Source organism: Moorena sp. SIO3I6, from assembly GCF_010672095.1.
The window spans coordinates 90780-117032 of the sequence record NZ_JAAHHU010000002.1 but is presented as its reverse complement, the minus strand read 5'-3'; the positions used below and the strand labels follow the sequence as shown (position 1 = coordinate 117032).

General features: G+C 43.6%; 22 protein-coding genes and 1 pseudogene. 14 read left to right on the top strand and 9 right to left on the bottom strand.

Annotation, left to right across the window (positions count from 1 at the left end):
* The first annotated feature begins 321 nt into the window (after positions 1-321).
* From F6K49_RS01305 to F6K49_RS01285, 5 genes are all read left to right on the top strand, one after another.
* Positions 322-1362, top strand: coding sequence for an amino acid ABC transporter substrate-binding protein (locus F6K49_RS01305; RefSeq protein ID WP_293026338.1), 1041 nt, complete (start codon positions 322-324; stop codon positions 1360-1362).
* Positions 1363-2336: 974 nt separating this feature from the next.
* A complete protein-coding gene (locus tag F6K49_RS01300; RefSeq protein ID WP_293030409.1) occupies positions 2337-3506 on the top strand; it encodes an ABC transporter permease subunit in 1170 nt (389 codons plus the stop codon).
* 55 nt (positions 3507-3561) lie between these two features.
* The gene (locus F6K49_RS01295; RefSeq protein ID WP_293093553.1) at positions 3562-4779 is read left to right on the top strand and encodes an amino acid ABC transporter permease; all 1218 of its coding nucleotides are present in this window, start codon (positions 3562-3564) and stop codon (positions 4777-4779) included.
* A gap of 372 nt (positions 4780-5151) precedes the next feature.
* Positions 5152-5943 carry an amino acid ABC transporter ATP-binding protein gene (locus F6K49_RS01290; protein WP_293030252.1) on the top strand — a complete coding sequence of 264 codons (792 nt, stop codon included), beginning with the start codon at positions 5152-5154 and terminating at the stop codon, positions 5941-5943.
* A complete protein-coding gene (locus F6K49_RS01285) occupies positions 5906-6049 on the top strand; it encodes a hypothetical protein (protein ID WP_293093551.1) in 144 nt (47 codons plus the stop codon). Before F6K49_RS01290 ends, F6K49_RS01285 begins: the two co-directional genes overlap by 38 nt.
* Here F6K49_RS01285 and ribD read toward each other — a convergent pair.
* Together ribD and F6K49_RS01275 are read right to left on the bottom strand one after the other, a co-directional pair.
* Positions 6036-7157 carry a bifunctional diaminohydroxyphosphoribosylaminopyrimidine deaminase/5-amino-6-(5-phosphoribosylamino)uracil reductase RibD gene (gene ribD, locus F6K49_RS01280; RefSeq protein WP_293093548.1) on the bottom strand — a complete coding sequence of 374 codons (1122 nt, stop codon included), beginning with the start codon at positions 7155-7157 and terminating at the stop codon, positions 6036-6038. The two genes, F6K49_RS01285 and ribD, sit on opposite strands and share 14 nt — an antisense overlap.
* Positions 7158-7274: 117 nt before the next feature.
* Positions 7275-9311, bottom strand: coding sequence for a serine/threonine-protein kinase (locus F6K49_RS01275; protein ID WP_293093545.1), 2037 nt, complete (start codon positions 9309-9311; stop codon positions 7275-7277).
* Between the two features lie 417 nt (positions 9312-9728).
* Between F6K49_RS01275 and F6K49_RS01270 the strand changes: the two genes are divergently transcribed.
* Entirely contained in the window at positions 9729-10568 is an 840-nt protein-coding gene (locus F6K49_RS01270) for an HAD hydrolase-like protein (protein WP_293071723.1), read from the top strand.
* Positions 10569-11039: 471 nt separating this feature from the next.
* Here F6K49_RS01270 and mreD read toward each other — a convergent pair whose 3' ends face one another.
* On the bottom strand, positions 11040-11585 hold the full coding sequence (mreD, locus tag F6K49_RS01265) for a rod shape-determining protein MreD (protein ID WP_293071722.1): 546 nt from the start codon (positions 11583-11585) through the stop codon (positions 11040-11042).
* 31 nt (positions 11586-11616) lie between these two features.
* The gene (gene mreC, locus F6K49_RS01260) at positions 11617-12351 is read right to left on the bottom strand and encodes a rod shape-determining protein MreC (RefSeq protein ID WP_366514112.1); all 735 of its coding nucleotides are present in this window, start codon (positions 12349-12351) and stop codon (positions 11617-11619) included.
* 556 nt (positions 12352-12907) lie between these two features.
* Between mreC and F6K49_RS01255 the strand changes: the two genes are divergently transcribed.
* Positions 12908-13459: an outer membrane beta-barrel protein gene (locus F6K49_RS01255; RefSeq protein WP_075905767.1), complete on the top strand. Its 552-nt coding sequence runs from the start codon at positions 12908-12910 to the stop codon at positions 13457-13459.
* 45 nt (positions 13460-13504) lie between these two features.
* Here F6K49_RS01255 and F6K49_RS01250 read toward each other — a convergent pair.
* Together F6K49_RS01250 and F6K49_RS01245 are read right to left on the bottom strand one after the other, a co-directional pair.
* Positions 13505-14047 (bottom strand): annotated as a pseudogene (locus tag F6K49_RS01250) (aldo/keto reductase); the annotation flags it as partial.
* 240 nt (positions 14048-14287) lie between these two features.
* Positions 14288-14857 carry an aldo/keto reductase gene (locus tag F6K49_RS01245; protein ID WP_364302583.1) on the bottom strand — a complete coding sequence of 190 codons (570 nt, stop codon included), beginning with the start codon at positions 14855-14857 and terminating at the stop codon, positions 14288-14290.
* Positions 14858-15131: 274 nt separating this feature from the next.
* Here F6K49_RS01245 and F6K49_RS01240 point away from each other — a divergent pair, with 274 nt between their 5' ends.
* Together F6K49_RS01240 and F6K49_RS01235 are read left to right on the top strand one after the other, a co-directional pair.
* A complete protein-coding gene (locus F6K49_RS01240; RefSeq protein ID WP_293026647.1) occupies positions 15132-15920 on the top strand; it encodes a hypothetical protein in 789 nt (262 codons plus the stop codon).
* A 91-nt stretch (positions 15921-16011) separates the two neighbouring features.
* On the top strand, positions 16012-16407 hold the full coding sequence (locus tag F6K49_RS01235) for a nuclear transport factor 2 family protein (protein ID WP_293026645.1): 396 nt from the start codon (positions 16012-16014) through the stop codon (positions 16405-16407).
* Positions 16408-16519: 112 nt separating this feature from the next.
* Here F6K49_RS01235 and F6K49_RS01230 read toward each other — a convergent pair whose 3' ends face one another.
* Positions 16520-17095 carry an EF-hand domain-containing protein gene (locus F6K49_RS01230; RefSeq protein ID WP_293068020.1) on the bottom strand — a complete coding sequence of 192 codons (576 nt, stop codon included), beginning with the start codon at positions 17093-17095 and terminating at the stop codon, positions 16520-16522.
* Between the two features lie 1305 nt (positions 17096-18400).
* Here F6K49_RS01230 and F6K49_RS01225 point away from each other — a divergent pair.
* The 3 genes from F6K49_RS01225 to F6K49_RS01215 all read left to right on the top strand — a co-directional run bounded on the left by F6K49_RS01225 (position 18401) and on the right by F6K49_RS01215 (position 23274).
* Positions 18401-19705, top strand: a complete 1305-nt coding sequence (locus F6K49_RS01225) for a glutamate-5-semialdehyde dehydrogenase (protein WP_293046636.1) — start codon at positions 18401-18403, stop codon at positions 19703-19705.
* 2709 nt (positions 19706-22414) lie between these two features.
* Complete coding sequence (locus tag F6K49_RS01220) at positions 22415-22690, top strand: hypothetical protein (protein WP_293093536.1); 276 nt, start codon at positions 22415-22417, stop codon at positions 22688-22690.
* 320 nt (positions 22691-23010) lie between these two features.
* Positions 23011-23274 (top strand): hypothetical protein, encoded by a 264-nt coding sequence (locus F6K49_RS01215; protein WP_293093533.1) that lies wholly within the window; start codon positions 23011-23013, stop codon positions 23272-23274.
* On the opposite strand, the gene F6K49_RS01210 is transcribed toward F6K49_RS01215, so the two are convergent.
* Both F6K49_RS01210 and F6K49_RS01205 read right to left on the bottom strand, forming a co-directional pair.
* Positions 23263-23466: a hypothetical protein gene (locus F6K49_RS01210; protein ID WP_293026631.1), complete on the bottom strand. Its 204-nt coding sequence runs from the start codon at positions 23464-23466 to the stop codon at positions 23263-23265. The genes F6K49_RS01215 and F6K49_RS01210 overlap by 12 nt on opposite strands.
* 273 nt (positions 23467-23739) lie before the next feature.
* Positions 23740-23943, bottom strand: a complete 204-nt coding sequence (locus F6K49_RS01205; protein ID WP_293068025.1) for a hypothetical protein — start codon at positions 23941-23943, stop codon at positions 23740-23742.
* A gap of 407 nt (positions 23944-24350) precedes the next feature.
* On the opposite strand from F6K49_RS01205, the gene F6K49_RS01200 reads away from it, so the two are divergent.
* Both F6K49_RS01200 and F6K49_RS01195 read left to right on the top strand, forming a co-directional pair.
* Positions 24351-25895 carry a glycoside hydrolase family 9 protein gene (locus F6K49_RS01200; protein WP_293093527.1) on the top strand — a complete coding sequence of 515 codons (1545 nt, stop codon included), beginning with the start codon at positions 24351-24353 and terminating at the stop codon, positions 25893-25895.
* Positions 25896-26049: 154 nt separating this feature from the next.
* Positions 26050-26175, top strand: coding sequence for a hypothetical protein (locus F6K49_RS01195; RefSeq protein ID WP_293093524.1), 126 nt, complete (start codon positions 26050-26052; stop codon positions 26173-26175).
* Positions 26176-26253 lie beyond the last annotated feature (78 nt).

Sequence of the window (26253 nt, the reverse complement as noted above, 5' to 3'; positions counted from 1 at the left end):
TATTAGTTTTTTTTAAAACAACTTAAAAAAAATTACAATTATAAGTTTATAACTATTCAAACTTATTTCACTAGACCTTTTGCAAAAGTATTGTGATGATACTGTTTAGGTCAATTAGTCTGCCGACTCCCGACTCCCGACTCCCGACTCCCAACTCCCGACTCCCGACTCCCTGTTCCCTTTGCTAGATAACTAATCTAGCTGCATAAGTAATCTAACCAACTTGATCTAAAATGCAAGCAAGCTTAAGCAGCGGAAGCTCATGTCAGCTGATCGCGTGAGGCCGTTGTCTATCTAAAAAACAAGACCAAGAAAAAACTTATGCCTAAATGGAGTTCTCTGGTACTAGCCACTCTAGTATTAGTTGCACCCTTAACAGCCTGTGAAGGAGGTGGGACAAGCGCTACACAAAGCCGCTTAAATATAGTCAAGAGCCGTGGCAAGCTGATTTGTGGTGTTGACGGTGGCATTCCCGGATTTAGCTTTGTGGATGGGAGCGGAAACTACTCCGGGCTAGATGTGGATGTGTGTAAAGCAGTTGCTGCTGCTTTGTTTGATGACCCAGCAGCAGTAGAGTACCGTAACCTTGACTCCACGGAGCGATTTACCGCCGTCAAGACTGGTGAAGTGGATATGCTCTCGCGCAATACCACTTGGACTCTTAGCCGAGATAGCTCTACCAATAACTTAGAATTTGCCCCTACTACCTTTTATGATGGTCAGGGCATGATGGTGCGCAAAAACAGTGGGATTAAAACACTGAAAGATTTTCAAGGCAAATCCGTCTGTGTGGAAACTGGAACTACTACTGAGTTGAATTTAACCGACAAGATGCGGGAAGCAGGTGTTGAATTTGAGCCAGTGGTGTTTCAGAAAGCAGACCTTGCCTATACTGCCTATGACGAAGGACGTTGTGACGGCATGACTTCTGATAAATCCCAACTACTTGCCAAACGCAGCACTCTGCCTAAGCCTGAGGATCATATACTTCTAGATGTTACCATGTCCAAGGAACCCTTGGGACCAGTAACTGTTAATAATGACTCCGCTTGGTTTGATGTCGTTAAGTGGGTGACTTTCGCCTTGATTGAAGCAGAAGAGTTAGGCATTACTAAGGCGAATGTGGCACAAATGAGCAACAGTCCTAACCCGACTGTCAAACGCTTCCTGGGTGTTGAAGGTGACTTAGGCAAAGATCTCGGTTTAGAAAACGATTTTGCAGCGCGAGTGATTAAGCACGTGGGTAACTACGGCGAAGTCTATGACCGGAACTTGGGTAAAAGTTCTCAGTTCAAACTCAATCGGGGTCTGAATGACCTCTGGACTCGTGGGGGTATTTTGTATTCTCCACCCTTCCGTTAAGGGATTGTTAACTGTTTCAGGTTGAAGGTTGAAGGTTGGGGGTTGAAGGTTGAAGGTTGAAGGTTGAAGGTTGGAGGTTGAAGGTTCAAGGTTGGAGGTTGGTTGGTTGTTCGCCTTTGGCGTTCGAGAAGGGTAGGTTGAAGGTTGACTGTTGACTGTTAACGGTAAACCTAAAACGTGACATACTCCCGACGTTGCCCTAACGGGACAACGCGGGCTTCTTACCAACTCCACCCACTGGTTCGGATACTCGGTAAGCTTTATTAACGACACGGGATGCCCCTCCGCGCCGGAACAATACAATGAGTTCTGTCTCCAAAGTACTGCTGGAATTTTACCCACCCACAGACAGCTTAAATTGCTTTTTCTGAGTGGAACCCCATATTCCAGGTTGTTAAGGTTCGATAACGTAGGTGGCGGTTAGCTCTTAATTTGACTTGACCTACTATGTTAATTATAGACGCTGGTCAAAAATTAAAGTTCCAAATTGACAATTGAGCAGAGCGACCTTGTCGGGCTATCATCCCGACGCTAAAGAGCGAGATTATAGCGCGGGGCTTCTCGCGAGCCAGCTAAGATGATGTTTGAGAAGTACCAAATGTTTGCCATGAGCCACGATTATCCCCCAAATCTGGGAGACTTTGAGCCAAATTACCCCCAAATTTGGGGGGCTAGGGAGCGGTTTCGAGTAGCATCCAACACTTTGAAAACTGCCTCTAAAACCTAAAATCTGTAACCTAAAACCTTTAACCTTTAACCAACCTACAACCTCCAACATTCAACCAACCAACCTTCAACCTTCAACCAACCAACCTTCAACCTTCAACCAACCAACCTTCAACATTCAACCAACCAACCTTCAACATTCAACCAACCAACCTTCAACCTTCAACCAACCAACCTTCAACCTTCAACCAACCAACCTTAAACCTTCAACCAACCAACCTGTAACCTGCAACCAAAACAACTGACGAATGACAAGCAATATAGGTCAAAAGCCTCCTTTGTGGCGAGATGACCGATTTTGGCGCATTGCCATACAAGTCCTATTTGTGCTAGTGGTGATTGCGGTCGTGGCATGGCTAGGCAGCAACTTAAGCCGAAATATTCAGCAACAAGCGATTAAATTGGGGTTTGATTTTCTCCAAGATCAAGCCAAATTTGGCATTGGCGATACCCCCATTCCCTACAAAGCCACTGACCCCTATAGCTATGCTTTATTGATCGGACTGGCTAATTCATTGCGGGTGATGGTGTTTGGGATTATCCTGACAACTATTGTTGGTATTACCGCCGGGATAGCTAGTTTTTCTGACAATTGGCTAGTGAGTAAGCTGAGTCTGCTTTATGTGGAAGTGGTGCGCAATACACCACTGCTGCTGCAATTGCTATTTTGGTACTTTGGGGTTTTCTTTCAACTGCCAAAACTGTCGGAAAAAATTCAGTTACCTGGGTCGATATTTTTGAGCAAGCGGGGAATTTATATTCCTTGGCCTCCCTTCACCACCCAGCTATTTCTGTGGTTGGTGGTTTTGCTAGTCGGTGCGATCGCAGCAGTTTTAATCTGGCAGTGGCGCACTAAACTGATGGTAGAACAAGCACAATCCGGTCAGCCGCAGTTAATTGCTTTAATTGCGATCGCAATTGCTGCTGTCTTAATTATCATCATCGGTTTTGGTTGGCAAAGACCCCAAGTTCTCGACACAGGTAATATTGAAGGCGGACTCCGGCTAACTATTGAGTTCTTTGCCTTACTAGCTGGTCTAGTCTTTTACACAGGTGCATTTATCGCCGAAATTGTCCGAGCTGGAATACAGTCAGTACAGAAAGGACAGTGGGAAGCAGCAAGATCCTTGGGACTTAAGTCAGGCTTAGCTATGCGGTTAGTTATTTTTCCCCAAGCCTTGCGGGTGATTATCCCTTCCCTAAACAGCCAGTATATGAACCTCGCCAAAAACTCCAGTTTAGCATCTGCTATTGGCTACCCAGATATCTACTCCATTGCTCAAACCACCTTCAACCAAGCCGGTCATGAAATAGAAATAATCGTGGTGATCATACCCCTGACCTATCTAACCATTAACCTGATCATTTCTTTCGTGATGAATCTGTTGAATCGGACAGTTCAATTGCAGGAAAGATAATTGGTTAACTTAATTGGTTAACTTAATTGGTTAACTGTTGAATTATAACTAGATAATGACTACTGTTAATTCTCAACCTCCTGAACTAGCACCACCCCCTGAACTACAGGTTAATCCAATTACCTGGATAAAGAAAAATTTATTTAGTAATTGGTATAATAGCCTATTAACTGTTAGTGTTTTATGGTTTCTATTCGTAACCGTTAAAGGCTTGATAACATGGGCAACCACTGAAGCCCAGTGGGATGTTATTAAAGATAACTTTCGTCTGTTTTTTGTAGGAACCTATCCCGCCACCGAAAACTGGCGTCCATGGTTGATTCTGGGGATTATTGTATTATTATCCGGGATAACTTGGGGAGTTTTAGCAAGAAATGTTATCACTCTATTTAGTCGCAATGTGTTAATAGCTCTTGTAATCAGTGGTGCTATATTAGTGCTATTTCCAGTAGCAATTCCCTATCGCTTATTGCTCTTAGGAATAGTAGTGTTACTGGTAGCTAGTGCTTGGGGAGGACAACAGGTTGCTAAAACTCAACCGAAACTGGGAAATTGGTTACCTTTAGCTTGGTTTATTGCTTTATTAATCTTCCTGTGGCTTCTCGGAGGAGGACTCGGACTAAAACAGGTATCCACTAATCAATGGGGTGGGTTACTGCTGAATGTCTTAGCCGCAGTCGTCAGTATTTTAATCTGTTTTCCCCTAGGTGTATTACTAGCCCTAGGACGACAAAGTACCTTACCAGTTGTGCGGGGCTTCTCTATCCTTTACATTGAACTAATCCGAGGACTACCGCTGATTGCGATTTTGTTCATGGGACAAGTAATTATCCCACTATTTCTACCACCAGGAATGCGACCAGACCGGGTGTTACGGGCAATAATCGGTCTAACCTTATTTAGTGCTGCTTACCTAGCCGAAAATGTGCGAGGAGGACTGCAATCTATACCTACGGGTCAAATCGAAGCTGCTAAAGCATTGGGTTTAAATACTCCCCTATCGGTAGGGCTGATTGTTTTACCTCAAGCACTCAAAGCTGTTATTCCTGCCATTGTCGGTCAGTTTATTAGTCTGTTTCAAGACACAACTCTCCTATTTGTTGTAGGTCTAGTAGAGTTGCTTGGTATCGGTGATTCAATCTTTGCCCAAGCCAAATTTGAAACCCCCTATCAAGAAGTTTACCTATTCGACGGAGTCCTATTCTGGTTATTTTGTTACGCCATGTCCACAGCCAGCCGACGTCTAGAAAAACAATTGAATGTAGATCATTGAATCTAGATTATAGCAATTATCATAGCTATGAGGTACACAATTTATGGATTTTAGGGAACAGGGAACGGGGAACAGGGAACAGGGAATAGGGAATAGTCCTGCGCTGCATGAAAACAGGGAATCAACGTCAAAGAATAAAATACCTCATAACTGCGATAAACGCTATATAACCTTAAACCTGTAACTTTGGCCTTTCGGCCACGCTACGCGAACAACCTGTAACCTTAAACCTGTAACTTTGGCCTTTCGGCCACGCTACGCGAACAACCTGTAACCTTAAACCTGTAACTTTGGCCTTTCGGCCACGCTACGCGAACAACCTGTAACCTTCAACCTGTAACCCAATCCAACGTTACTTAAGAGAAAAGAATCATGACCAATCAACAACCGATCACTGCTCCTCAAGACCCAGTTAATTCCGGAGATACCGAATCAATGATCATCGCTCAAGATGTTCATAAGTGGTACACCAGCAACCAATTTCATGTTCTGCGTGGTGTCAGTCTAGAAGTCAAGAAAAAAGAAGTAGTGGTGATCATGGGGCCTAGTGGGTCTGGAAAATCCACGTTTATTCGGACATTTAATGCTTTAGAAGACTATCAAAAAGGAAAAATTGTTATTGATAGCATTGAACTCTCCCATGACTTGCGAAACATTGATACCATTCGCAAGGAAGTGGGGATGGTGTTCCAACAATTTAACTTATTTCCTCACCTGACTGTACTGCAAAATGTCACCCTTGCTCCCATTTGGGTGCGCCGCTGGAAAAAGGCAAAAGCTGAAGAAATTGCCATGCAGCTGTTAGAAAAAGTCGGTATTCTCGAACAAGCCAAGAAGTATCCCGGTCAACTGTCAGGGGGACAACAGCAACGGGTAGCTATTGCCCGTGCTTTGGCAATGCAGCCTAAAATTATGTTATTTGATGAGCCTACCTCAGCTCTAGACCCCGAGATGGTGCGAGAGGTACTCGATACCATGCGATCGCTTGCTGATTCTGGGATGACTATGGTTTGCGTTACCCACGAAGTAGGTTTTGCTAGAGAAGTGGCAGACCGAGTGGTATTAATGGCTGATGGGAAGTTGGTGGAAGAAAGTACACCCCAGGAATTTTTCAACAATCCTCAACATGAACGTACTAAGCAGTTTTTATCTCAAATTTTATAAAAATAGCGTTTCTCCACAAAATATTTTACCTCTTGCCTCTTGCCTCTTGCCTCTTGCCTCTTGCCTTTTTCCTGCTCCCTACTCCCTACTCCCTACTCCCTCTTAGAAGGTATATAACCTTCTACAACATAATCCGATCCTATCTGACGCCAACTGACTCGTTCTAAGGTTAGAGCATCAGTCATGAGTGTCAAGCCTAAATCTCCTACCGGTGAGGGACCACCTTGACCACCAATGATTTTGGGAGCAATAAAGGCTACTATTTTTTGGACTGCACTGTCTGCGATCGCATTTGCAGCTAAGATACCACCACATTCCCATAACACACTGGAAAGCTGCCTGTCATATAAATATGCCATTACTTGAGAAGGCGTCAGGGGATTCAATACCACCACCTCTACACCCTGGTTGACCAGATGTTGATATAAATCTCCCTCAGTTCCGACCTCTGTAAACACCAACGTAGGTACATCATCCGTCTGCCAAACACGAGCATCTCTGGGTAAGTCGAGGGTGCGACTCATGATCACCCGTAGGGGATTCGGTGCGTTTGGATTGTGGCTAGTCAAATTGGGGTTATCCTGACGCACCGTATTACCGCCCACAATCACTGCATCGCAAGCTGATCGCAGTTGATGCACCCAACTGCGGGACTTTTCCCCTGTAATCCATTTGCTGTGACCACTAGTAGCAGCAATTTTGCCATCTAAAGTCATGGCATACTTGAGAATTCCCAATGGACGCTGGTAAAGAATGCGATGAATAAAGCCTTCATTGAGCTGACGGCAAGCAGCCTCTTCCACACCTACCACCACTTCAATCCCAGCCGCCCTTAACCGTTCAATACCTTTTCCAGATACCCGTGGATCAGGGTCCACCATCCCCACCACTACTTTAGCGACTCCAGCCCTAATTAACGCTTCTGTACAAGGAGGGGTTCTACCATAGTGATTGCAAGGTTCCATATTCACGTAAACCGTTGCTCCCTCGCCATTTTCTCCAGCCTCTGAGAGGGCAAACACTTCCGCGTGAGGTTGACCAGCAGCGGGATGAAACCCTTCCCCAACAATTTCCCCATTCCGGACAATTACACAACCGACTAAAGGGTTGGGTGTAGTACGTCCCTCGGCTCGCCTTGCTAGTTGGATGCACCGCTGTATCATGGCTTGCGCCAAGGGAGTTTCAGGAAAAGATGTCACAGGAGAGTTGTCCATTCGTCTCTTACTATTGAGATTTTATTTGTAATCATCAGCATTTAATTAACTTTAACTCTAAACTTCATAAAATCAAAATTGCTCGCAAACAGCTCACCCAAACTAATTACTTACAAACTAATTACTTAACTGTGGAACCTGCCAGAGTTTGATTATCTTTTTCCCACCACTAGTAGCAATTGTCTGGCAATCAGGACTAATCGCAAAATATTCAATTGGATTTGGAAAACCATTTAGAGTATAGATTAGTTTTTCATTAGCAAAATCCCACACTTTTATCGTTTTATCTGCACTTCCACTGAACAACTTCTTACAATTAGCACCGATAGCTAGTTCTTCCACATAATTGGTATGATCATTTAGACTGTTGACTTCTTCCCCAGTATCTAGATTCCAAACTTTGATAGTATTGTCAGCACTAGCACTAAACAATCGTTGTCCATCCGGACTTATAGCTAGAGAATTAACAAAGCTATCATGACCTTTGAGAGTCCGGAGTACTTCCCCAGTGTTGATATCCCAAATTTTAATCGTCTTATCGGCACTCGCACTAAATAGTTCTTGCTCATTCTGACTAATTAATAAAAAGTTAATTGAACTTTTATGACCTTGGAGAGTGCGGATTTCTTCTCCCGTGTTGATATCCCAAATCTTAATCGTCTTGTCGGCACTAGCACTAAATAATTGTTGTCCATCCGGACTAACCGCTAAATGATTAATATAACTTTTATGACCTTCGAGAGTGTGGATTTCTTTTCCCGTGTTGATATCCCAAATCTTAATCGTTTTGTCGGCACTAGCACTAAATAATTGTTGTCCATCCGGGCTAATAGCTAGATAATTAACAAAGCTATTATGACCTTCGAGAGTGTGGATTGCTTCTACCGTGTTAATATTCCAAATTTTAATCGTTTTATCGGCACTAGCACTAACTAATAATTCGCCATCTTGACTAATGACTAGATAATTAACCCAACTTGAATGAGCAGTAAAGGTCTTAGTGTTAACTACAGATATTTCTTGAGATTTTCTCAGGGAAGGATTGTAGGCTTGATACAATAGCCAACCACCAGAACCAAATAAGCCAACCACCAGAGCCAATATCCCTCCTAACCACCCTCTTCTTCTTGGGGGTGTTACAACTTCTGTTTCTATAGAAATATTGGGTTGAGATTTAGTTTTAAATCTTTGGTTGGTTGTACTCGCTTCTATATTAGTCTTAGCCTCTGAAATACTAATCAAAGAATAAATATTAGCTATATCATTTAAAATTTGCTGAGTCTTCTGAGGTCGAGCTGCTGCCGTTGGAGCCATCAAATTATCAATAAAGTCGGCTAGCTGCTCAGATATTTGAGGAGCATGCTCACGCCAATGAAATTGATCATTTAACGGATCATAAACACTCTGATCGGTGACTGATTTACCAGTCAGTAAATAAACAAAGGTTCGCCCTAGAGCATAAAAATCAGACTGTGGGACTGCATACCCTTTTTCTTGCTCTGGGGGAGTATAGCCATGGGAACTAATCTTGGTAACACTGCCTCCACCACCAATTTCTGCTAGGTAGGTATAGGTCAACTCTCTAGCAGTGCCAAAGTCAATCAATACCAATTGCCCATTGGCACGGAGCATGATGTTTTCTGGCTTGATATCGCGATGGAAATAGTTTTCTTGGTGAACAAGATGCAAAATCTCTACTATCTGCTTTAACCATTTAAGGGCTTGCGGTTCTAGAATTGGGTGATTGCCTTGTTGCCTCATCCACTGCTTCAAGTTAAGTCCATCAATTTTCTCCATGATGATGCAATGCAGGGGCTCTTTACTATGTCTAGCAAAAAACTGAAAGTAGCCCTCTGGATCGATTTGAGGGATACCGGGATGAGTCAGCTTGCTCAATACAGCTGCCTCTTGGCGAAATAGTTCAATAATTTTGGATTTCGAGTTGTGCTCTGGCTTAAGCACTTTCAGAATTTTTGGGACTGCTCCGTTGTAAGCTTCGTAAACCTTACCAAAGCCACTTTGGTCACTCAACAGGCGCATCACCCGATAGCGACCTTGTAATAACAAATCTGAGCCACAATGGCGACAAACCAGATTCGTCATGTTCCCTGGGTCATCTGGCTGAAGGCACAGGGGATTGATACAGTAGCTCATGCCTAGCTACAAAGAGATAGTGGTCTTATCCCAATATTAGGATGGGGGTCTTGAATTAATCTACTCAAAGCAATATTTTCGCTCATTACGCCCCTAGTAGCTCAACAGCAGGATTAAACAGATCAATATATAGGTTTTTTTCTATATCCTAGTATAAATTGGCTGTCATGGAATGCAATTGTTGCCTAATTTTGTCTAAGTGCTGCTCCAGTTCCTTAGGCAAAAAGTGAGCTTTATTTATTTAACTATTTATAGTTAAAATTAAACTATCAACCGTCAACCGTCAACCTTTAACATAGTTACCTCAAAGAATACAAAATGGTATCAATGTCCCCTCAAGCAGGTGGCAATCTACACTAAAGCTGGTAAATTGTAAAGAAGTATGTCAAAAAGCCCAGCCCAGCCCAGAACTAATCTATGAACTGTGTTGCTGCCCCAGACAGGCAATTATCCCGATTTTACCTGCCTCAAAATACAGTCCCCTACTTGCAACAACTGACCGTATTCTGTGATTTTGACGGTCCCATTGTTGATGTTTCCAATCGCTACTACACCACCTACCAGCTAGCACTAACCGATACTCAAGGGTTCTACCAAGCTCAAGGTATAACCTTACCGATCCAGACCATGAGTAAACAGCAGTTCTGGCAAATGAAGCAAGAACGCATCCCTGACGAGGAAATTGCCATGCGCTCAGGGTTACGAGGAGAGCAAATCGATTTCTTCTTGGGGCGTGTGATCAAGATTGTGAATCAATCTGCCTTATTGAACAAAGATCAGCTGCAACCAAACGTAAACTGGGCCTTAGCTCTGCTGCATTCTTATGGCATCCGACTCGTTCTGGTGACATTGCGTTGCACATCCCAGGTCAAACAGATATTGAGAAATTACGGTTTAACTCGTCTTTTTAGCGGCATTTATGGGACAAGAGAAAACCACCATGCTTATCAAAACTATGCTCAGGTCAAACAGGAACTTCTCCAACAAGCACTGTCTGAGCATTGTTCTTCTTCCTATACCGAACAATCTCCGCTGGCTGAACCGTCCGTATCTGCTTGGATGATTGGTGATACAGAAGCCGATATTCTCGCAGGACAAGCCCTCTCAATTCCCACCATAGCTCTTACCTGTGGCATTCGTTCTGAATCATATCTCAAGCGGTTTGAACCCACTCATATCTCTAGCGACCTACTTTGTGCCACCTCTTATCTATTAGAAATTTCTAGAGCTGTTGGCTCTACCGAACTTGCTCTGTAAAAGCGATGCAGTGGCTCTACAGGCGTTTCCCTCACTCGCGCTTTGGATCAAGACACTGTTATAAAATAATTAGTATAATCCTGATTGAGCGGGAGTTTTAGTTTTTGATCGAATAATTTTTTATAAATCAACCGCCCAATCATAAATTAGTGAGCAATAAGCGCGGTTTTATCGATACTAGGTGCGGTAGAGCCATAACCTGCTAACCTTAAACCTCCAACCTGCTAACCTTAAACCTGTTAACCTGCTAACCTTAAACCTCCAACCTGCTAACCTTAAACCTGTTAACCTTCAACCTGTTAACCTTAAACCTGTTAACCTTCAACCTGCTAACCTTAAACCTGTTAACCTTAAACCTTAAACCTGTTAACCTTCAACCTTCAACCTTCAACCTTCAACCTTCAACCTTCAACCTGCTAACCTTAAACCTTGGCCTTTCGGCCACGCTACGCGAACAACCTTCATAAAGCATTAGGATTCCTCCATTGAATTGCACCACTGCCACCATCGATTGAGTGGATAGTAGACGACTGGTGCCCAAAGACTACTGAGAATGGCAGAACAGATGGCAATACGCTGATGGTCTGTCCAGATTTGTGCTAATTGGCGAGAGCCTTGAAAACTATGCTGAATAGCAGTCACTGTTTCCCCAACAATCGCCATGCCAAAGACAATTAAAGCTACTGAAATAAAATCTTCCTGAATATACCGTTGCTTTTGAATTAGAGCAGTCAAGACCCCCACGATGGCAAGGCTATAGACATGGGTAGGCTCAGGGAATGTCATACCATCTTGCACTAATCCCAATACCAACCCTGCAAATGCTCCTTGAAACGCTGTGCGTTTAATGCTCCAGGCCACAACCCAAATCAACAGCCAGTTGGGAGCAATTCCCAGTAATTCCATTCCCGGTAAACGTGTCAGTAATAATATTGAGCAGAGGATAACTGAACTAACAGTCACTGCCCAATTGATTGTGCGACGAACCCAAATAGAAAACTCAGACGTGTTGGTCATGGTTAATTAGTCATGGTTCATTAGTCATAGGTCATGGGTCATTTGGATGAATAATCACCCACTCCAGATAACTCATCGGGGCTGTCAGCTCAATAATCGCTTCTGGCGCTGGACTTTTGTCAAGAATAACAGACTCTACACGTCCTAGGGGTAAACCAGCTGGGAAAAGCTGGCTGACACTGGAGGTAGCCACAGCATCACCAGGACGCACGTTTGGCAGTTTATCAAAAAACTGCATTATTGCCCGATTAGTTCCTTGTCCACCCAAAAAACCCATGCTACGGCTACGGCTGATCACGGCACCTACCTTACTAGTGGGGTCACTGATCAGCAAGGCACGACTGGTGTGGGGTGTCACGCTAACGACTCTACCCACTACACCGCCAGGTGCCATAACAACGAAGCCCGTTTTGATTCCAGCTTCACTCCCTCTTCCCAGAATGATTTCTTGCCACCAACTGTCAGCGCTACGTCCCACAACAGGCGCAACAATTCTTAGTTTATTCTGGGTTTTCTTATAACCTAACAGCTCTTTTAGCTTCTGGTTTTGGGTTTTGAGTTCCTCTACCTGCTGTTGTAGTTCCAGTATCCGCCCATTAGAGAGGCTTTCTTCTCTTGCAGGTAGCGATTGAAAAGGGCGGGTTATCAATTGATAGATTTCAAAAATTGTTGCACCCTGAGTTGTTCTCAGTAACCAAGCAGCAATTAGGGTAAGACTCCCCAGCATAATTGCTACTCCATGTCTCCCCCACCAGCGACGCAGCATGTACATAGCCTATCCATAAAATAGTCAGATTTTGGCTAATCAGTGAATTTTTACACTAGCCACACTCAATCTACACTCTTGATATATTGAACAAAAATACTCTTTAAGGTTGATGTTTAATAGCTGACCACTACATATTACGGGAACGCCCACTAAACACCCGCTCTAACTGTTTGATCATTTTTTGTCAGTCAACCAGATCGTGACCTCAAAAAGCGATCGCTATCTCAACAAGCGATCGCTTTTTGTTTACATATATAGCACTACCTATTAAGGTGTTTGACATTGATACAAGCTCAAAAGCTTTTGTACTAAACTGTTGCCTTTTGTATGCAAGCCTCTTGCCTTGCGAGTAGCGCTATACCAGTTCTCAATGGGGTGGCGACAAAATCATCCTATCATTCAGCAACGCCATCACTGGAGTCAATCGGATATTTTTCTGTAACTTATCCGGATAACTCAACTCGGCTGAGAAATAGAAAAATAGTAGATGCACCTTGATAGCCATCCCCCTGCAATCAAAGCGGGGGGTTTTTTAATTATAACCATGAAACCGATGAAAGCCATACTCAAATCTGCCGCAACTTCTCTAATCTTAATGATTGCTATGGTTCTATCTGCTAGCCCTGGCTCTGCTCAACCTGATGGATTAAAGGGTAGCTACGTGGGAATTAGTAACGATGGCAGCACAATCAGTAATGATATCCTCAATCCCTTTGAGAATTTGCTGGGAATTGGATCAAACTCAAGCGATGAAAGGATTGGTAGCATGTATCAAGGTCGTATTGATCTGCCCAATTTACCAATTTCAGTGCGTGGTGCAGCGTTTCTCTCGGACAAAGGTCGTGCTCTCGAGCCAACAATTACCTACGATGTACCGGTTGCCAGCAATACTAACATTTATGTTGGTGGAGGCTATACCTTTGTGAACAACGAGGAGATCACCACTCCTTTAGGTAATCAAAATTCAGCCGTATTGACTGCTGGTGTAGAAGCAGCAGTCAATGACTACACCATAATCTACGGCAGCGGCAGATTAAGCCTTAGTGATGAAAACAACGATACTTCCCCAGTTAAATTGCAATTTGGTGCAGGCTATCGTTTCTAAAATCTATTGCTCAATCGTAATGGTAGGGGCGCTTCCCTTGGGCATTTATTTTAACCAAAGACGAGTCACTTGTTCCAACTGAGTAACATCCTCCTGACTCAAAGCCCAACCCAAAGCCCCTGCATTGTCTTGCACCTGTTGTGCGGTCTTAGCACCGGGAATCGGGATTACTCCATCTTGAGCAATCAGCCAGTTAAGGGCAACTTGAGCTGGTTTTCGCTCATACTTTTCCCCTAACTGACTCAGTAGCTTTAGCACAGGGGCAATTTTTTCTAAACCACTTTTGCTAAAGCGGGGGTCAATAGCCCTAGCTCCAGTGGGTTTGATATAGCTCTCTACCGTATACTTGCCAGTGAGTAATCCTTGAGCTAAGGGACTGTAAGCCAGAATAGTCACACCTAACTGACGCGCTTTATCAAGAATACCGTTGCTCTCAATTTTCCGATGCAACAGAGAATATTGCACCTGATTCACCGCTAGGGGTATGCCACGGGCTGCCAAGTAACTGTGAGCTTCTGCCATTTGCTTAGCGGAATAGTTACTGACACCAACTGCTCCAATCCGACCACGCTTCACTTCATCAGAAATTTTGGGTTTGAAACCCCGTCCTTCTAGGACGGCAAAACATGTTAGAATGGAAATGGTCAACGACCCACCCGAGACGATGGATTGACCAAAGGTCACGCTTCGCGAACAGACAGCCTACACGAGCGAAGTCCAGTAACCTGGCGGCGCAGAAAAATCGGTAGACCGGGAAAAGAAGACGGGGCAATGGAAGTCCAACCCCTGAATCAACAAAGTACATCAAGATTTTTCTTGTTTGGAATTTCAACACATAAGAACCGCAGGGCTTGCGGGGATAGTCTGTGGAGCGACCATAAGACCTGAAGAGAGTAAATCTCGGAGGGCTGGTGCTATGAAGCAGAAACCTAAATCGTGAGGTTTAGGAATCACCGCACTTCGGCAGGCGGTGAGGATGTCAACAGCTAGAGCATTCATCAACGTCTGTTGGCTGATCAAGAAACTAAAAGGCATATGTACTTGGTACAGTTCCACTTGCTCGACTTGCAGACGTTTCAAACTGTCGCTCAACGCATCAGAAACTGACTGAGCGCTAAATCGCCAGGGTAAGGGGAAATACTTAGTAGCAATCTGGGCTTTCCGTCCCACCTGCTTCATAAACCGTCCGATCAGGGATTCTGATTCTCCTAGTCCATACACCTCAGCGGTGTCAAAAAAGTTAATTCCAGCATCCAAGGTTGCCTCGAAGGCTTCTTTTACCTGAGTAGTGCCGTAGTCACTGCCATAGTTCCAAAACAGCTTGTCTCCCCATGACCACGTCCCAATTCCCAAGGCTGTGACCATCGGACCATTCTGACCTAACCTGATCGTCTGCATGATAAAAACTCCTGCTCTTAACATTTCTTAATATTATTTCAGTTTATCGTGGCTCAGTCAGCTATCAGCTTGGTTGAAAGTTGAAAGTTGAAAGTTGAAAGTTGAAAGTTAAAAGTTGAAAGTTGAAAGTTGACGGTTTATAACTTAAGTTTAAAAATTAACGATAAACTAGACTGAGCACTGACTCCCTGACCCATTCAGCTATTAATAAAACTAAGCTAGGAAGAAATTGCTGCTGAAGAAGGCTTGATTTGGGAGCCTGAAAACCTTTATTGTGCTGTGGTGGTGTAATCTGGTTACTCCTGTGTGGCGTCAATCCCAACAGCACTCTCAAACCCTTGACCAGGGGCAAGGTATGAATATAGACTCATACATCAACATTGAGCAAGAACAAATTACACGCTCCCGCGTGCTGTTTCATAGCATTCGCTTTGATTTAAATCAAGATATTCTTACAAAAATTAAACAAGCACAACAGACTGGTCACGGCCTTGATATTTCCGGAGAGTTGCTTAGTGATTTACGCCATTTAGCTCTGCTGGATTGGGAAAACCGCCTCCAGTCTGGATTGACGTTTTCTACGTACTATCTACCAGTTGATCGGGCACAGGCACTGATGCGGAGTGTGATTGCCCTTGATGGAGAAATCGTTCACCAGATCAAGAGAGACTGTTTGGAGAATCCCGACTTTTGTTGTCAAATTGCTGACGCTCATTACTGGCTGATCACTCAAATCTTGGCTCAGCTACGCCTGAAACCATCACCCAACTTCCCTAAGCTGGCTTGGGGACTATCAGCGCTGATGATAATCCTGGTGATTGTGGCAGTGCTGGTAATTCCTGGTGTATTACAGCTAATACTTGCTCAACCCTGGAGATGGTTGATTATTATAGTGGGCATAGTCAGCTGTGGTCTACTTCTAGTAATAGTACAATGGCTGCTACGTTCATGTTTAATCAGGATTGCGCCTTGGATGTTGCGTCAGCTATTGTCAGGTTTGCTCTCGGCCAAGCCTGGTCCTAAGAAAATTGCTAAACGTATTCTGGCATGGTTATTGCCGTGATTAGTGATCAGTCTGTGATCTGCCTTTTGCCTTTTGGCTGGGATTATTCGTTCAAGGCAGAATTTAACAGATAATAGAAAGGTTAAGTTAGATGGAAACTATGTCAACAGAAGCGATCGCATCAGTCATCAATGTCTATTTTGCTAACATGGCGGCCATGAATCCAGGAGGCTGGGTAGAGATTTTTGCTGAAGATGCAGTGATTTATGACCCAGTGGGAAAGCCACCAATCAACGTCTCTGAGGACTCGGAGAAGTTCTTTGGACTACTGTCTAGCTTCTTTAACAGCTTTGACATCTCACAAGAGCAAATTTTTATTGCTGGCAATGGAGCAGCGGTAAAGTGGAGGATGCAGGTGTCTGCTAAGAATGGTCGTGAGGCTACTGCTGAAGGCATCAGTGTTTTTGAAATCAATGATGACGGTAAGATTCAACAGGTTTTGTCCTACTGGAATGAAGCAGAAATGATGGCTAAACTTAAGGGCTAATTCCTAAGTGGTGTTGGCGGTTAGCAAGGACAAAAGCTGCTGAACCAGCACCGACAATAATCTAATAGTTATAGAGCATCTTAGATTTAGGAGCGATCAGCAATAGGCTTACCTATGCATCGATCAACGATCCATAAGGAAGCGGACCGTCCGTTTGGTCCCTGGGAAGTGTAAACCAGTATCCCATATGACCTTCTATGAACTCGGCCCGGGTGATGGAACCATTACCATCAGTGTCAAGACTGTTGAAAGCCTTGTCAGCACTTTCGGGCTGGTCTTCACCGGAGTATATTGCCAAATACTTCCGGTACTCTTCACGGGAAATCTGACCGGAATGATCGGTGTCGATGAGATCAAAAAAGACTTCGTTCTTTTGCCGACCCACTTCTAGTGACGATTCGATTACCGTGACAGCCTTTGCGGCATTGGTAATAAACTCTTCTTCCCCGATCATGGTGTTGGCATCGACCGCACCCCCTCCAGCGATTATATACTGAAATAGGTCGTGAAACAGAGTCCGGATTACTTCGTAATTCGACGAATTACCTTGAAGTTTGACAAACCGATCCGCAATTGTTTCGTAGTCCGAGAGCGACAAAACCCCATCTCCGTTGACATCCATAAGCTTGAAGTAAGTCTTCATCCGAACAATCCAAGCACTCGATGACAAAAAGTCTTCTGGTGTCATTTTTAATTCGATAATAAAATCCCAATGTATGATATCAGTTTCTATCCATTGGTGACAAAATTAAGTATCGTACGCGACTTCGTGCAACCGTTATGTTCCTGTCCCATTAGCTATTACTGTTCCCAAAAAAATAACCCCTGAGTATCGTGCTGTTAGATCACAGCTCGACCAACTAAGGGGTATCGATGACTGAATTGCGTAAGCTATTTACTACTATCCACAGCAGCTGTATGCGTACGGGTTTTCCCAACGTTAACCAAACAGTTAACCAATGGTATAACTTCAGGGTAAGACCAGTTGCTCAGACCTCAGACAAATAGTATGTAGCGGGGAAACGCTTTTGAGCTGTTAGACAAAAAAATACCCCTGTCTGGCTATTAGATCACAGACAGAGGAATTAAGGGGTATCGATGACTGAATTGCGTAAGCTATTTACTACTATCCACAGCGGCTGTATGCGTACGGGTTTTCCCAACGTTAACCAATGGTATAACTTCAGGGTAAGACCAGTTGCTCAGACCTTAGACAACTAGTATTTAGCTGGGAGAAGCCTTTGAGCTGTTCCAAAAAAAATACCCTCTGAGTGTCTTGCTGTTAGATCACAGCTCGACCAACTAAGGGGTGTCCATGGCTGAATTGCGTAAGCTATTTACTACTATCCACAGCGGCTGTATGCGATCGCGTTTACCCAACGTTAACCTTATAGTTAACCAATGGTATAACTTGACGATAAGACGAGCTGGTAACAGGTCAGACAACTAGTATGTAGCCGGGAAACGCTTTTGAGCTGTTACACAAAAAAAATACCCCTGTCTTGCTCTTAGATCACAGCTCGACTAACTAAGGGGTATCGATGACTGAATTGGGTAAGCTATTTACTACTATCAACAGCGGCTGTATGCGATCGCGTTTTCCCAAAGTTAACCTTATAGTTAACCAATGGTATAACTTCAGGGTAAGGGGAGCTGGTCAGAGGTGAGGCAACTAGTATGTAGCCGGGAAACGCTTTTGAGTTCAAAAAAAATAACCCCTGAGTGTCTTGCTGTTAGATCACAGCTCGACTAACTAAGGGGTATCGATGGCTGAATTGGGTAAGCTATTTACTACTATCAACAGCGGCTGTATGCGATCGCGTTTTCCCAACGTTAACCTTATAGTTAACCTGATGTATAAGTGATGGTTTAGCCGATGATGGGGGTTTGGGGCAAGCAATAATCCCCGACAATAGCAGTGCCTGCACCCTGTGGGAGCGTCAATTTGCTACACTTCTGATCACGTATTGGTATTGCCTCCAAAATCACAACCATGACAGCTACACCACTTGCATCCATACCCCTAAGTGCGATCGCTCAAAAAACCCGTCAAGCTGCACAGAACTTAGCCGTTCTCTCAACAAAGGCTAAAAATGAAGCTATTGAGGCAATAGCCCAAGCCTTGGAAGCTGCAGCACCGGAAATCCTAGCGGCGAATGCTGCAGACTGCCAAGCGGCTGAGGCAGATAACATTCCTAAAGCCCTTTATAATCGCCTGAAGTTCAACGAAACAAAGCTCAAGGGGGCTATTCAGGGGGTGCGAGATGTGGGCAACCTTGGTGATCCTGTGGGCAATGTCCAAATTCATCGAGAACTGGATCAAGGACTAATCCTCAAACGAGTCACTTGTTCCTTAGGAGTTTTAGGAGTTATCTTTGAAGCTCGTCCCGATGCCTTAATTCAAATTACCTCTCTTGCGATTAAATCTGGTAATGGTGTTATCCTCAAAGGCGGTAAAGAAGCAATTCGCTCCTGTGAAACCCTAGTCAAAGCAATTCATAAAGGATTATCTACGACAGCAGTTGACCCAGCAACGGTACAGTTGTTAACCACTAGAGAAGAAATCAAAGAGCTGTTACAACTAGACAACTATGTGGATTTGATTATTCCCAGAGGGTCGAACGCTTTTGTTCGGTTTGTGCAGGAGAATACTCGTATTCCAGTACTTGGTCATGCTGATGGGATTTGCCACCTCTATATTGATGCAGCAGCTGACTTGGAGAAAGCGGTAACTATCACCGTTGATGCCAAAACTCAATATCCAGCTGTTTGTAATGCTATTGAAACCCTGCTGGTGCATTCAGCAATTGCTCCTCGTTTTTTGCCCCTAGCAGCAGAAGCTTTGAAAAAGGGTAATGTAGAATTGCGAGGGGATGAAGCTAGCCGTGAGATTATCCCAATCTCTGTAGCAACGGATGAGGATTGGTCTACAGAATACAGTGATTTAATTCTTTCTATCAAAGTAGTAGATTCTGTGGAAGAAGCGATTAACCATATCAATACTTATGGTTCCAGACATACGGATGCAATTGTTACTGAAGACCAGGAGGTAGCAGATAGCTTCGGAAATCAAGTTGATGCAGCTAATGTTTTCCACAACTGTTCTACTCGCTTTGCCGATGGTTTCCGCTATGGTTTTGGAGCAGAAGTAGGAATTAGCACTCAACAAATGCCCCCCCGTGGTCCAGTGGGCTTAGAGGGATTGGTGACTTACAAATACAAGGTTACAGGTAATGGTCACATTGCCGCTACTTATGTTGGTGAGAATGCTAAGCCTTTTACCCATCGGGATATCTAATATTCTTCCTTAAATTTATCTTGCTAAGGAAACTAACAGGTTTTAAATTACGAAAGTATTGTCTACTAATGCTTTTAGTAGAATTATACTGGCAGCCGCTCCTAGTAAGTGCTGAAGAGCGATATTTTTGGACTTTTGCAAGAGGTCTATTAAAAAAACCTCAGCGGATAGCTGAGGAATTAGTCACGTTGCATCTACTATTTCTTAATCCTTGATTCGTCTATCTAGATCCGGAACAATTTAGAAATGCTTACGCCAAGGAAACAGGCAAGATGGCTATCCCACATAGAACTAATAGATTGTTTGAAACAAGATTAAACAAAAAAAATCCCCAGCGGGTAGCTGAGGGATTAGTCAGGGTGCATCTACTATTTCTTATTCCTTTATGGTTTGATCTAGATCCGGAAGAAATTAGAACTGATAGATTAGTTGAGACAAAATTGAACAAAAAAAATCCCCAGCGGGTAGCTGAGGGATGAGTCAGGGTGCATCTACTATTTCTTATTCCTTGATTGCTCTCTCTAGATCCGGAACAATTTAGAAATGCCTAAGCCAAATAGAACTGATAGATTGGTTGAGACAAAATTCAACAAAAAAAATCCCCAGCGGGTAGCTGAGGGATGAGTCAGGGTGCATCTACTATTTCTTAATCCTTCATGGCTCTCTCTAGATCCGGAACAATTTAGAAATGCCTAAGCCAAATAGAACTGATAGATTAGTTGAGACAAAATTGAACAAAAAAAATCCCCAGCGGGTAGCTGAGGGATGAGTCAGGGTGCATCTACTATTTCTTAATCCTTCATGGCTCTCTCTAGATCCGGAACAATTTAGAAATGCCTAAGCCAAATAGAACTGATAGATTAGTTGAGACAAAATTGAACAAAAAAAATCCCCAGCGGGTAGCTGAGGGATGAGTCAGGGTGCATCTACTATTTCTTAATCCTTCATGGCTCTCTCTCGATCCGGAAGAAATTAGAAACACACTAGCTAAATAGAACTGATAGATTAGTTGAGACAAAATTCAACAAAAAAAAATCCCCAGCGGGTAGCTGAGGGATGAGTCAGGGTGCATCTACTATTTCTTAATCCTTGATTGCTGTGTCTCGATCCGGAATAAATTAGAAATGCCTAAGCCAAATAGAACTGATAGATTAGTTGAGACAAGATTAAACAAAAAAAATCCCCAGCGGCTAGCTGAGGGATTAGTCAGGGTGCATCTACTATTTCTTAATCCTTCATTGCTGTGTCTCGATCCGGAATAAATTAGAAATGCCTAAGCCAAATAGAACTGATAGATTAGTTGAGACAAGATTAAACAAAAAAAATCCCCAGCGGCTAGCTGAGGGATTAGTCAGGGTGCATCTACTATTTCTTAATCCTTCATTGCTCTGTCTCGATCCGGAATAAATTAGAACTGATAGATTAGTTGAGACAAAATTCAACAAAAAAAATCCCCAGCGGCTAGCTGAGGGATGAATCAGGGTGCATCTACTATTTCTTATTCCTTGATTGCTCTCTCTAGATCCGGAACAATTTAGAAATGCCTAAGCCAAATAGAAATGATAGATTAGTTGAGACAAAATTCAACAAAAAAAATCCCCAGCGGGTAGCTGAGGGATTAGTCAGGGTGCATCTACTATTTCTTAATCCTTCATTGCTCTGTCTCGATCCGGAATAAATTAGAAATGGATAAGCCAAATAGAACTGATAGATTGCTTGAGACAAAATTCAACAAAAAAAATCCCCAGCGGCTAGCTGAGGGATTAGTCAGGGTGCATCTACTATTTCTTATTCCTTGATTGCTCTCTCTCGATCCGGAAGAAATTAGAACTGATAGATTAGTTGAGACAAAATTGAACAAAAAAAATCCCCAGCGGCTAGCTGAGGGATCAGTCAGGGTGCATCTACTATTTCTTAATCCTTCATTGCTCTCTCTAGATCCGGAAGAAATTAGAACTGATAGATTAGTTGAGACAAAATTCAACAAAAAAAATCCCCAGCGGGTAGCTGAGGGATGAGTCAGGGTGCATCTACTATTTCTTAATCCTTCATTGCTCTCTCTAGATCCGGAAGAAATTAGAACTGATAGATTAGTTGAGACAAAATTCAACAAAAAAAATCCCCAGCGGCTAGCTGAGGGATCAGTCAGGGTGCATCTACTATTTCTTAATCCTTCATTGCTCTCTCTAGATCCGGAAGAAATTAGAAATGCTTACCCATTGATAACGAGTGATAGATTAGTTGAGACAAAATTCAACAAAAAAAATCCCCAGCGGCTAGCTGAGAGCTGATTCGTAAAGTAAATCTTAAGAAGTCTGAAAGCCTTGCTATGATTGTCTTTTGGTTATTAAATAGTTCAAATGTTCTATTTTAGCGCAAGCCTTATCTTACAAGGATTACAGCGAGTTTACGAATCAGCTCTTAATGCTGTTGATGATTACGCCAATTAAGGGGGTGCATCTCATATTTGTAAAAAAGATGGGAAGTGTGGGAAGTGTGGGGCGGGGGCGCGGGGCGGGGGCGCCTTTCAGGTGTATGATTTTAACAAAAGAGGAAAAAAGAACTAAAAACCTTAGTACACCATTGGACTGTCATCGATGATCACACAGATTCCGAAAGGGTATCAAGAATGGTTCTCAGTTGTGATGAGGAAGATGCCTCATCTGAGCAAATCTCAGGCAGTGGGATTAGCAATGGGTCGTTTTGGTATTGCCATCACTCTTTCGTTGTGGATTATCAACATTAGACGTATTTTTAGCAGAAATCCAACATCGATCTCAAAACAATGTCAGAGAGCAGTTAAGGCAATGGTACAAGGAAAAAAGTCACAAATATGGCAGAAAGCGACAGGAAATAGAAGTCAGTGAAAGCAAAGCCTTCTTATTGTTGTGGATATTAAGTTGGTGGTCATCCGATCAAAAAAGCCTGGTGCTGGCTGCAGATGCATCCACATTGGGTAAGCGTATTGAGCGTCTTGGTAATTAGTGTGGTCTACCGTGGCTGTGGAATACCTGTAGCGAGCGAAAATTGTGGGTGCAACCGAAAAAGCGATGCAGCAAGGGAACAGGGGGTTTCCCCCGGAGACCAAACCGTAAGACAGTTGAGCCTTTATGGTTGGTCGGCTATGCAGAAAAGGGGTAAAACTTATTGATTAAGGCTCAACTGTCTTACGGTAAATTCAAACCACTCGCGCTTTGCATGGCTGACAGGGAGTTGGCAACCTTACTGGCATCAGCTGTTAAATCAGGTCAAACAGGGGTACCCGGATGTAGGGTTTGTGATAGTCACCACAGACAATCGGTTGTATGCTAAATGGTTTTATCAAGGGATTGTGGCTAATGGCTGGCATCCTAGCCATGCGGATTAATGCTCTTCGATATTACCAACCATCCCAGGTTTTGGCTGACCAACCCCCATCGAAATTACCTCTGTCTGGGCTAATCACGCTCGGTTGGTCAGCATTGGAGTGGTCGAGTCAGATGTTTGAGAAGCAACTGTGTCGATGGCACTCTCAATGCTCGCACCGGATCACGGTTATGCTGACCCATGGGTTTTTGTTAACGGTATGACGTCCACAACAGACTCAAATCTACTGGTATAGTATGCGTAGCTGGATTGAATGCAAGTTCTACGACATTAAGCGTGGTGGATAGGGTTTGCATCACACCAAAATGACTGACCCCAAACGTGCCTGCATACAATGGTAACGCTATTGCTGTGGCGACTATTTGGTTGGTTGGCGTCGGAGGATTAACTGACACTAGTTTATCTGCTAGTAGTTTATCGGTTAAAACTGACGACGATGGCCTCGACGCCGATCCGTTGCAATTTTCGACCCACTCTCAACAACCATATTCTTTAAGTTGTAAAGGGCGAGGTTTTTTACGTATTCTGGCATCTGTCATTCAACAAATGCCTTTACCTATGGGTTGAAATTCTCCCTCATTTTCTCTATCTTCTGCATAAATCTTAAAATCATACACCTAAAAGGGGGAGTGTGGGGGGCGCGGGAAGTTAGATGAGCAACTGGCTCCTCAAGACGGCGCTACCTTCCAGCCCCGAAGTCCCAGATCCGCTGTTCCGGTGATCCGCTGTTCCGGTGATCCGCTGTTCTTTAAGAGTAGGGCAAGAGGCAAGAGGCAAGAGTTAATAAAGTATAGCGCTGCATCACTACTCCCTGTTCCGGTGATCCGCTGTTCCCTGTTCCCTAAAATCCCAAAATTTTGTACCTCACCCAATTTAAAACTGATTAGTTCAAGATACAGTGTGTTAGGGATTTTAATTCTTTACCCAAAATTAACAATAACTTATAGCTTTCTTTAAAAGAAATATCCTGACAGTTGTAAACTAATATTAGCTATCGTTACAAAACAAAACTATTTCGGTGTAACCATTGAGAGTAGTTTTACTAAAACTTAAAGTGCTTTTGTAAATCAAAGATGATGCCCTATTATATCCTTTATTGACGGGGAATTAGAGGCTAGTTCATTGTCCCTGTATTAAACAGGGGTAATTTAACTTGTTTGGTTTTTTTTATCTTCATAAACAAGAAAAAATTGTAATTTGAACGGTTTCGTTTTCCCAGTATTAAACAGGGGTAATTTGACTAGCTTTGTTATCAAATATTACTAATTTTTAATGACTAATGAATGAATCTACTCCTGTTCAACTCGACTCATCCAATGGAAATGGTGAGACTGTACCCAGTATCATCAACACCAATGTTTCACCACAGTTCAACTATGCTGACGCTGTCGAAAAGTCCTTCTTATTTTATGAAGCTCAGCGCTCCGGTAAACTTCCTGAGGACAATCGCATCCCATGGCGCGGGGATTCTGCCCTCAACGATGGTGCTGATGTAGGAGTTGACCTCACTGGCGGTTATTACGATGCTGGGGACCACGTCAAGTTCGGCTTCCCCATGGCTGCTGCCATGACTATGCTTGCTTGGGGGGCAATCGAATATCAAGATTCCTACCAGCAAATGGGTCAATGGGATGAGGCGTTGGATGCCATTAAGTGGGGTACAGATTACATACTCAAATCCCACATCACAGACAGTAACGGTCAAACCGAAGAGTTTTGGGGACAGGTTGGATCCGGTGAAATCGACCACAGCGTCTGGGCACCGCCGGAAACCATGACCATGGTGCGACCAGCCTTCAAAATTGATCCTTTAAATCCCGGTTCTGACCTAGCTGGTGAATCCGCTGCTGCCTTAGCTGCTGCCTCAATTGCCTTCCAATCCACAAACAACAGCTACGCTAATCAACTACTGACGAACGCCAAAGCCCTATTTGACTTTGCCGAGACCTATCAGGGTAACTACTCTGACTCTATCCCCGATGCTGCTATTTTCTACAATTCTTGGAGTGGCTACGAAGACGAACTAGCCTGGTCTGCAACTTGGCTGTACAAAGCAACCGGTGACCAGACCTACTTGGATAAAGCCGAAAGTTACTATCTAGGTATTGATCCGACTCAGACTCAATCCTGGGATCAAAAAGTCCATGGTACTGGCATCCTCCTTGCTCAAGAAACTGACCAGGAAAAGTACCGTATCGAAGTAGAACGCTGGCTAGACTACTGGAGTGACGATAGTGGTGAAGGTATCGAATATACTGAGGGCGGACTAGCTTGGTTAGATGACTGGGGTTCCCTACGATATGCTGCCAATACAGCTTTCCTTGCTGGTATTTATAGCGATACCGTTAATGATGGTAATGGTCGTTACTCCGATTTCGCCGCTGATCAAATTGACTACATTCTTGGGGATAATCCCAACAATCGCAGTTATGTCGTCGGTTTTGGCCACAATTCTCCCAAGAATCCCCACCATCGTGGAGCCCATGGTTCCACCACCAATGACATCGAATCACCGACGGACAACCTCAACATTCTCTATGGTGCACTGGTGGGTGGTCCCTCTGAACCAGACGATAATGCCTATGTCGATGTTCGAACTAACTATGCCATTAATGAAGTCGCTCTTGACTACAACGCTGGCTTCACTGGTGCTCTTGCCCGTATGTACCGTGAACAGATGGAACTAAGTCTGGGTTCTAACGTTGAACCATTACTGTCTACAGTAGATCCGATCCAAGTTGAACCATTACTGTCTACAGTAGATCCGATCCAAGTTGAACCATTACTGTCTACAGTAGATCCGATCACTAACTCAATAATTTAACTCTCCCCCGCCGGGGAATTCTAAACGGTTGTTATAGCACTACGCATTAAGGTGTTTGACATTGATACAAGCAGCAAAAGCTGTTTTAGTGAACTTTTAGGTGCGACCCGTGGCGAATTTAATAATTAGATGCGGAAAGCGCACCTTTGCATGCATGCCTCTTGCCTCTTGCCTTGTGCGTAGCGCTATAGAACCCACATTCCGCACCTTCAAGTTTGACACTACGGATTTATCGCTACTCCCTGCTCCGAAGTCAGAAGAGGTAAGAGCTAAGAGCTAAGATGGTAAAAATCCTGTGTACCTCATTAGACTAAAAACCGCTATAGCTCACCCAATTGAGAACTGCTATAAATTACCA

Bases quoted from the DNA above. Each gene is read 5' to 3' on its own strand.
- F6K49_RS01255 (WP_075905767.1), top strand. From the start codon at position 12,908: ATGAAAGCCATACTCAAATCTGCCGCAACTTCTCTAATCTTAATGATT.
- F6K49_RS01200 (WP_293093527.1), top strand. From the start codon at position 24,351: ATGAATGAATCTACTCCTGTTCAACTCGACTCATCCAATGGAAATGGT.
- F6K49_RS01285 (WP_293093551.1), top strand. From the start codon at position 5,906: ATGAACGTACTAAGCAGTTTTTATCTCAAATTTTATAAAAATAGCGTT.
- mreC (WP_366514112.1), bottom strand. From the start codon at position 12,351: ATGCTGCGTCGCTGGTGGGGGAGACATGGAGTAGCAATTATGCTGGGG.
- F6K49_RS01195 (WP_293093524.1), top strand. From the start codon at position 26,050: ATGCCTCTTGCCTCTTGCCTTGTGCGTAGCGCTATAGAACCCACATTC.
- F6K49_RS01245 (WP_364302583.1), bottom strand. From the start codon at position 14,857: ATGCAGACGATCAGGTTAGGTCAGAATGGTCCGATGGTCACAGCCTTG.
- F6K49_RS01295 (WP_293093553.1), top strand. From the start codon at position 3,562: ATGACTACTGTTAATTCTCAACCTCCTGAACTAGCACCACCCCCTGAA.
- F6K49_RS01225 (WP_293046636.1), top strand. From the start codon at position 18,401: ATGACAGCTACACCACTTGCATCCATACCCCTAAGTGCGATCGCTCAA.
- F6K49_RS01275 (WP_293093545.1), bottom strand. From the start codon at position 9,311: ATGAGCTACTGTATCAATCCCCTGTGCCTTCAGCCAGATGACCCAGGG.
- F6K49_RS01270 (WP_293071723.1), top strand. From the start codon at position 9,729: ATGAACTGTGTTGCTGCCCCAGACAGGCAATTATCCCGATTTTACCTG.
- F6K49_RS01300 (WP_293030409.1), top strand. From the start codon at position 2,337: ATGACAAGCAATATAGGTCAAAAGCCTCCTTTGTGGCGAGATGACCGA.
- F6K49_RS01305 (WP_293026338.1), top strand. From the start codon at position 322: ATGCCTAAATGGAGTTCTCTGGTACTAGCCACTCTAGTATTAGTTGCA.
- F6K49_RS01235 (WP_293026645.1), top strand. From the start codon at position 16,012: ATGGAAACTATGTCAACAGAAGCGATCGCATCAGTCATCAATGTCTAT.
- mreD (WP_293071722.1), bottom strand. From the start codon at position 11,585: ATGACCAACACGTCTGAGTTTTCTATTTGGGTTCGTCGCACAATCAAT.
- F6K49_RS01230 (WP_293068020.1), bottom strand. From the start codon at position 17,095: ATGACACCAGAAGACTTTTTGTCATCGAGTGCTTGGATTGTTCGGATG.
- ribD (WP_293093548.1), bottom strand. From the start codon at position 7,157: ATGGACAACTCTCCTGTGACATCTTTTCCTGAAACTCCCTTGGCGCAA.
- F6K49_RS01215 (WP_293093533.1), top strand. From the start codon at position 23,011: ATGCTAAATGGTTTTATCAAGGGATTGTGGCTAATGGCTGGCATCCTA.
- F6K49_RS01290 (WP_293030252.1), top strand. From the start codon at position 5,152: ATGACCAATCAACAACCGATCACTGCTCCTCAAGACCCAGTTAATTCC.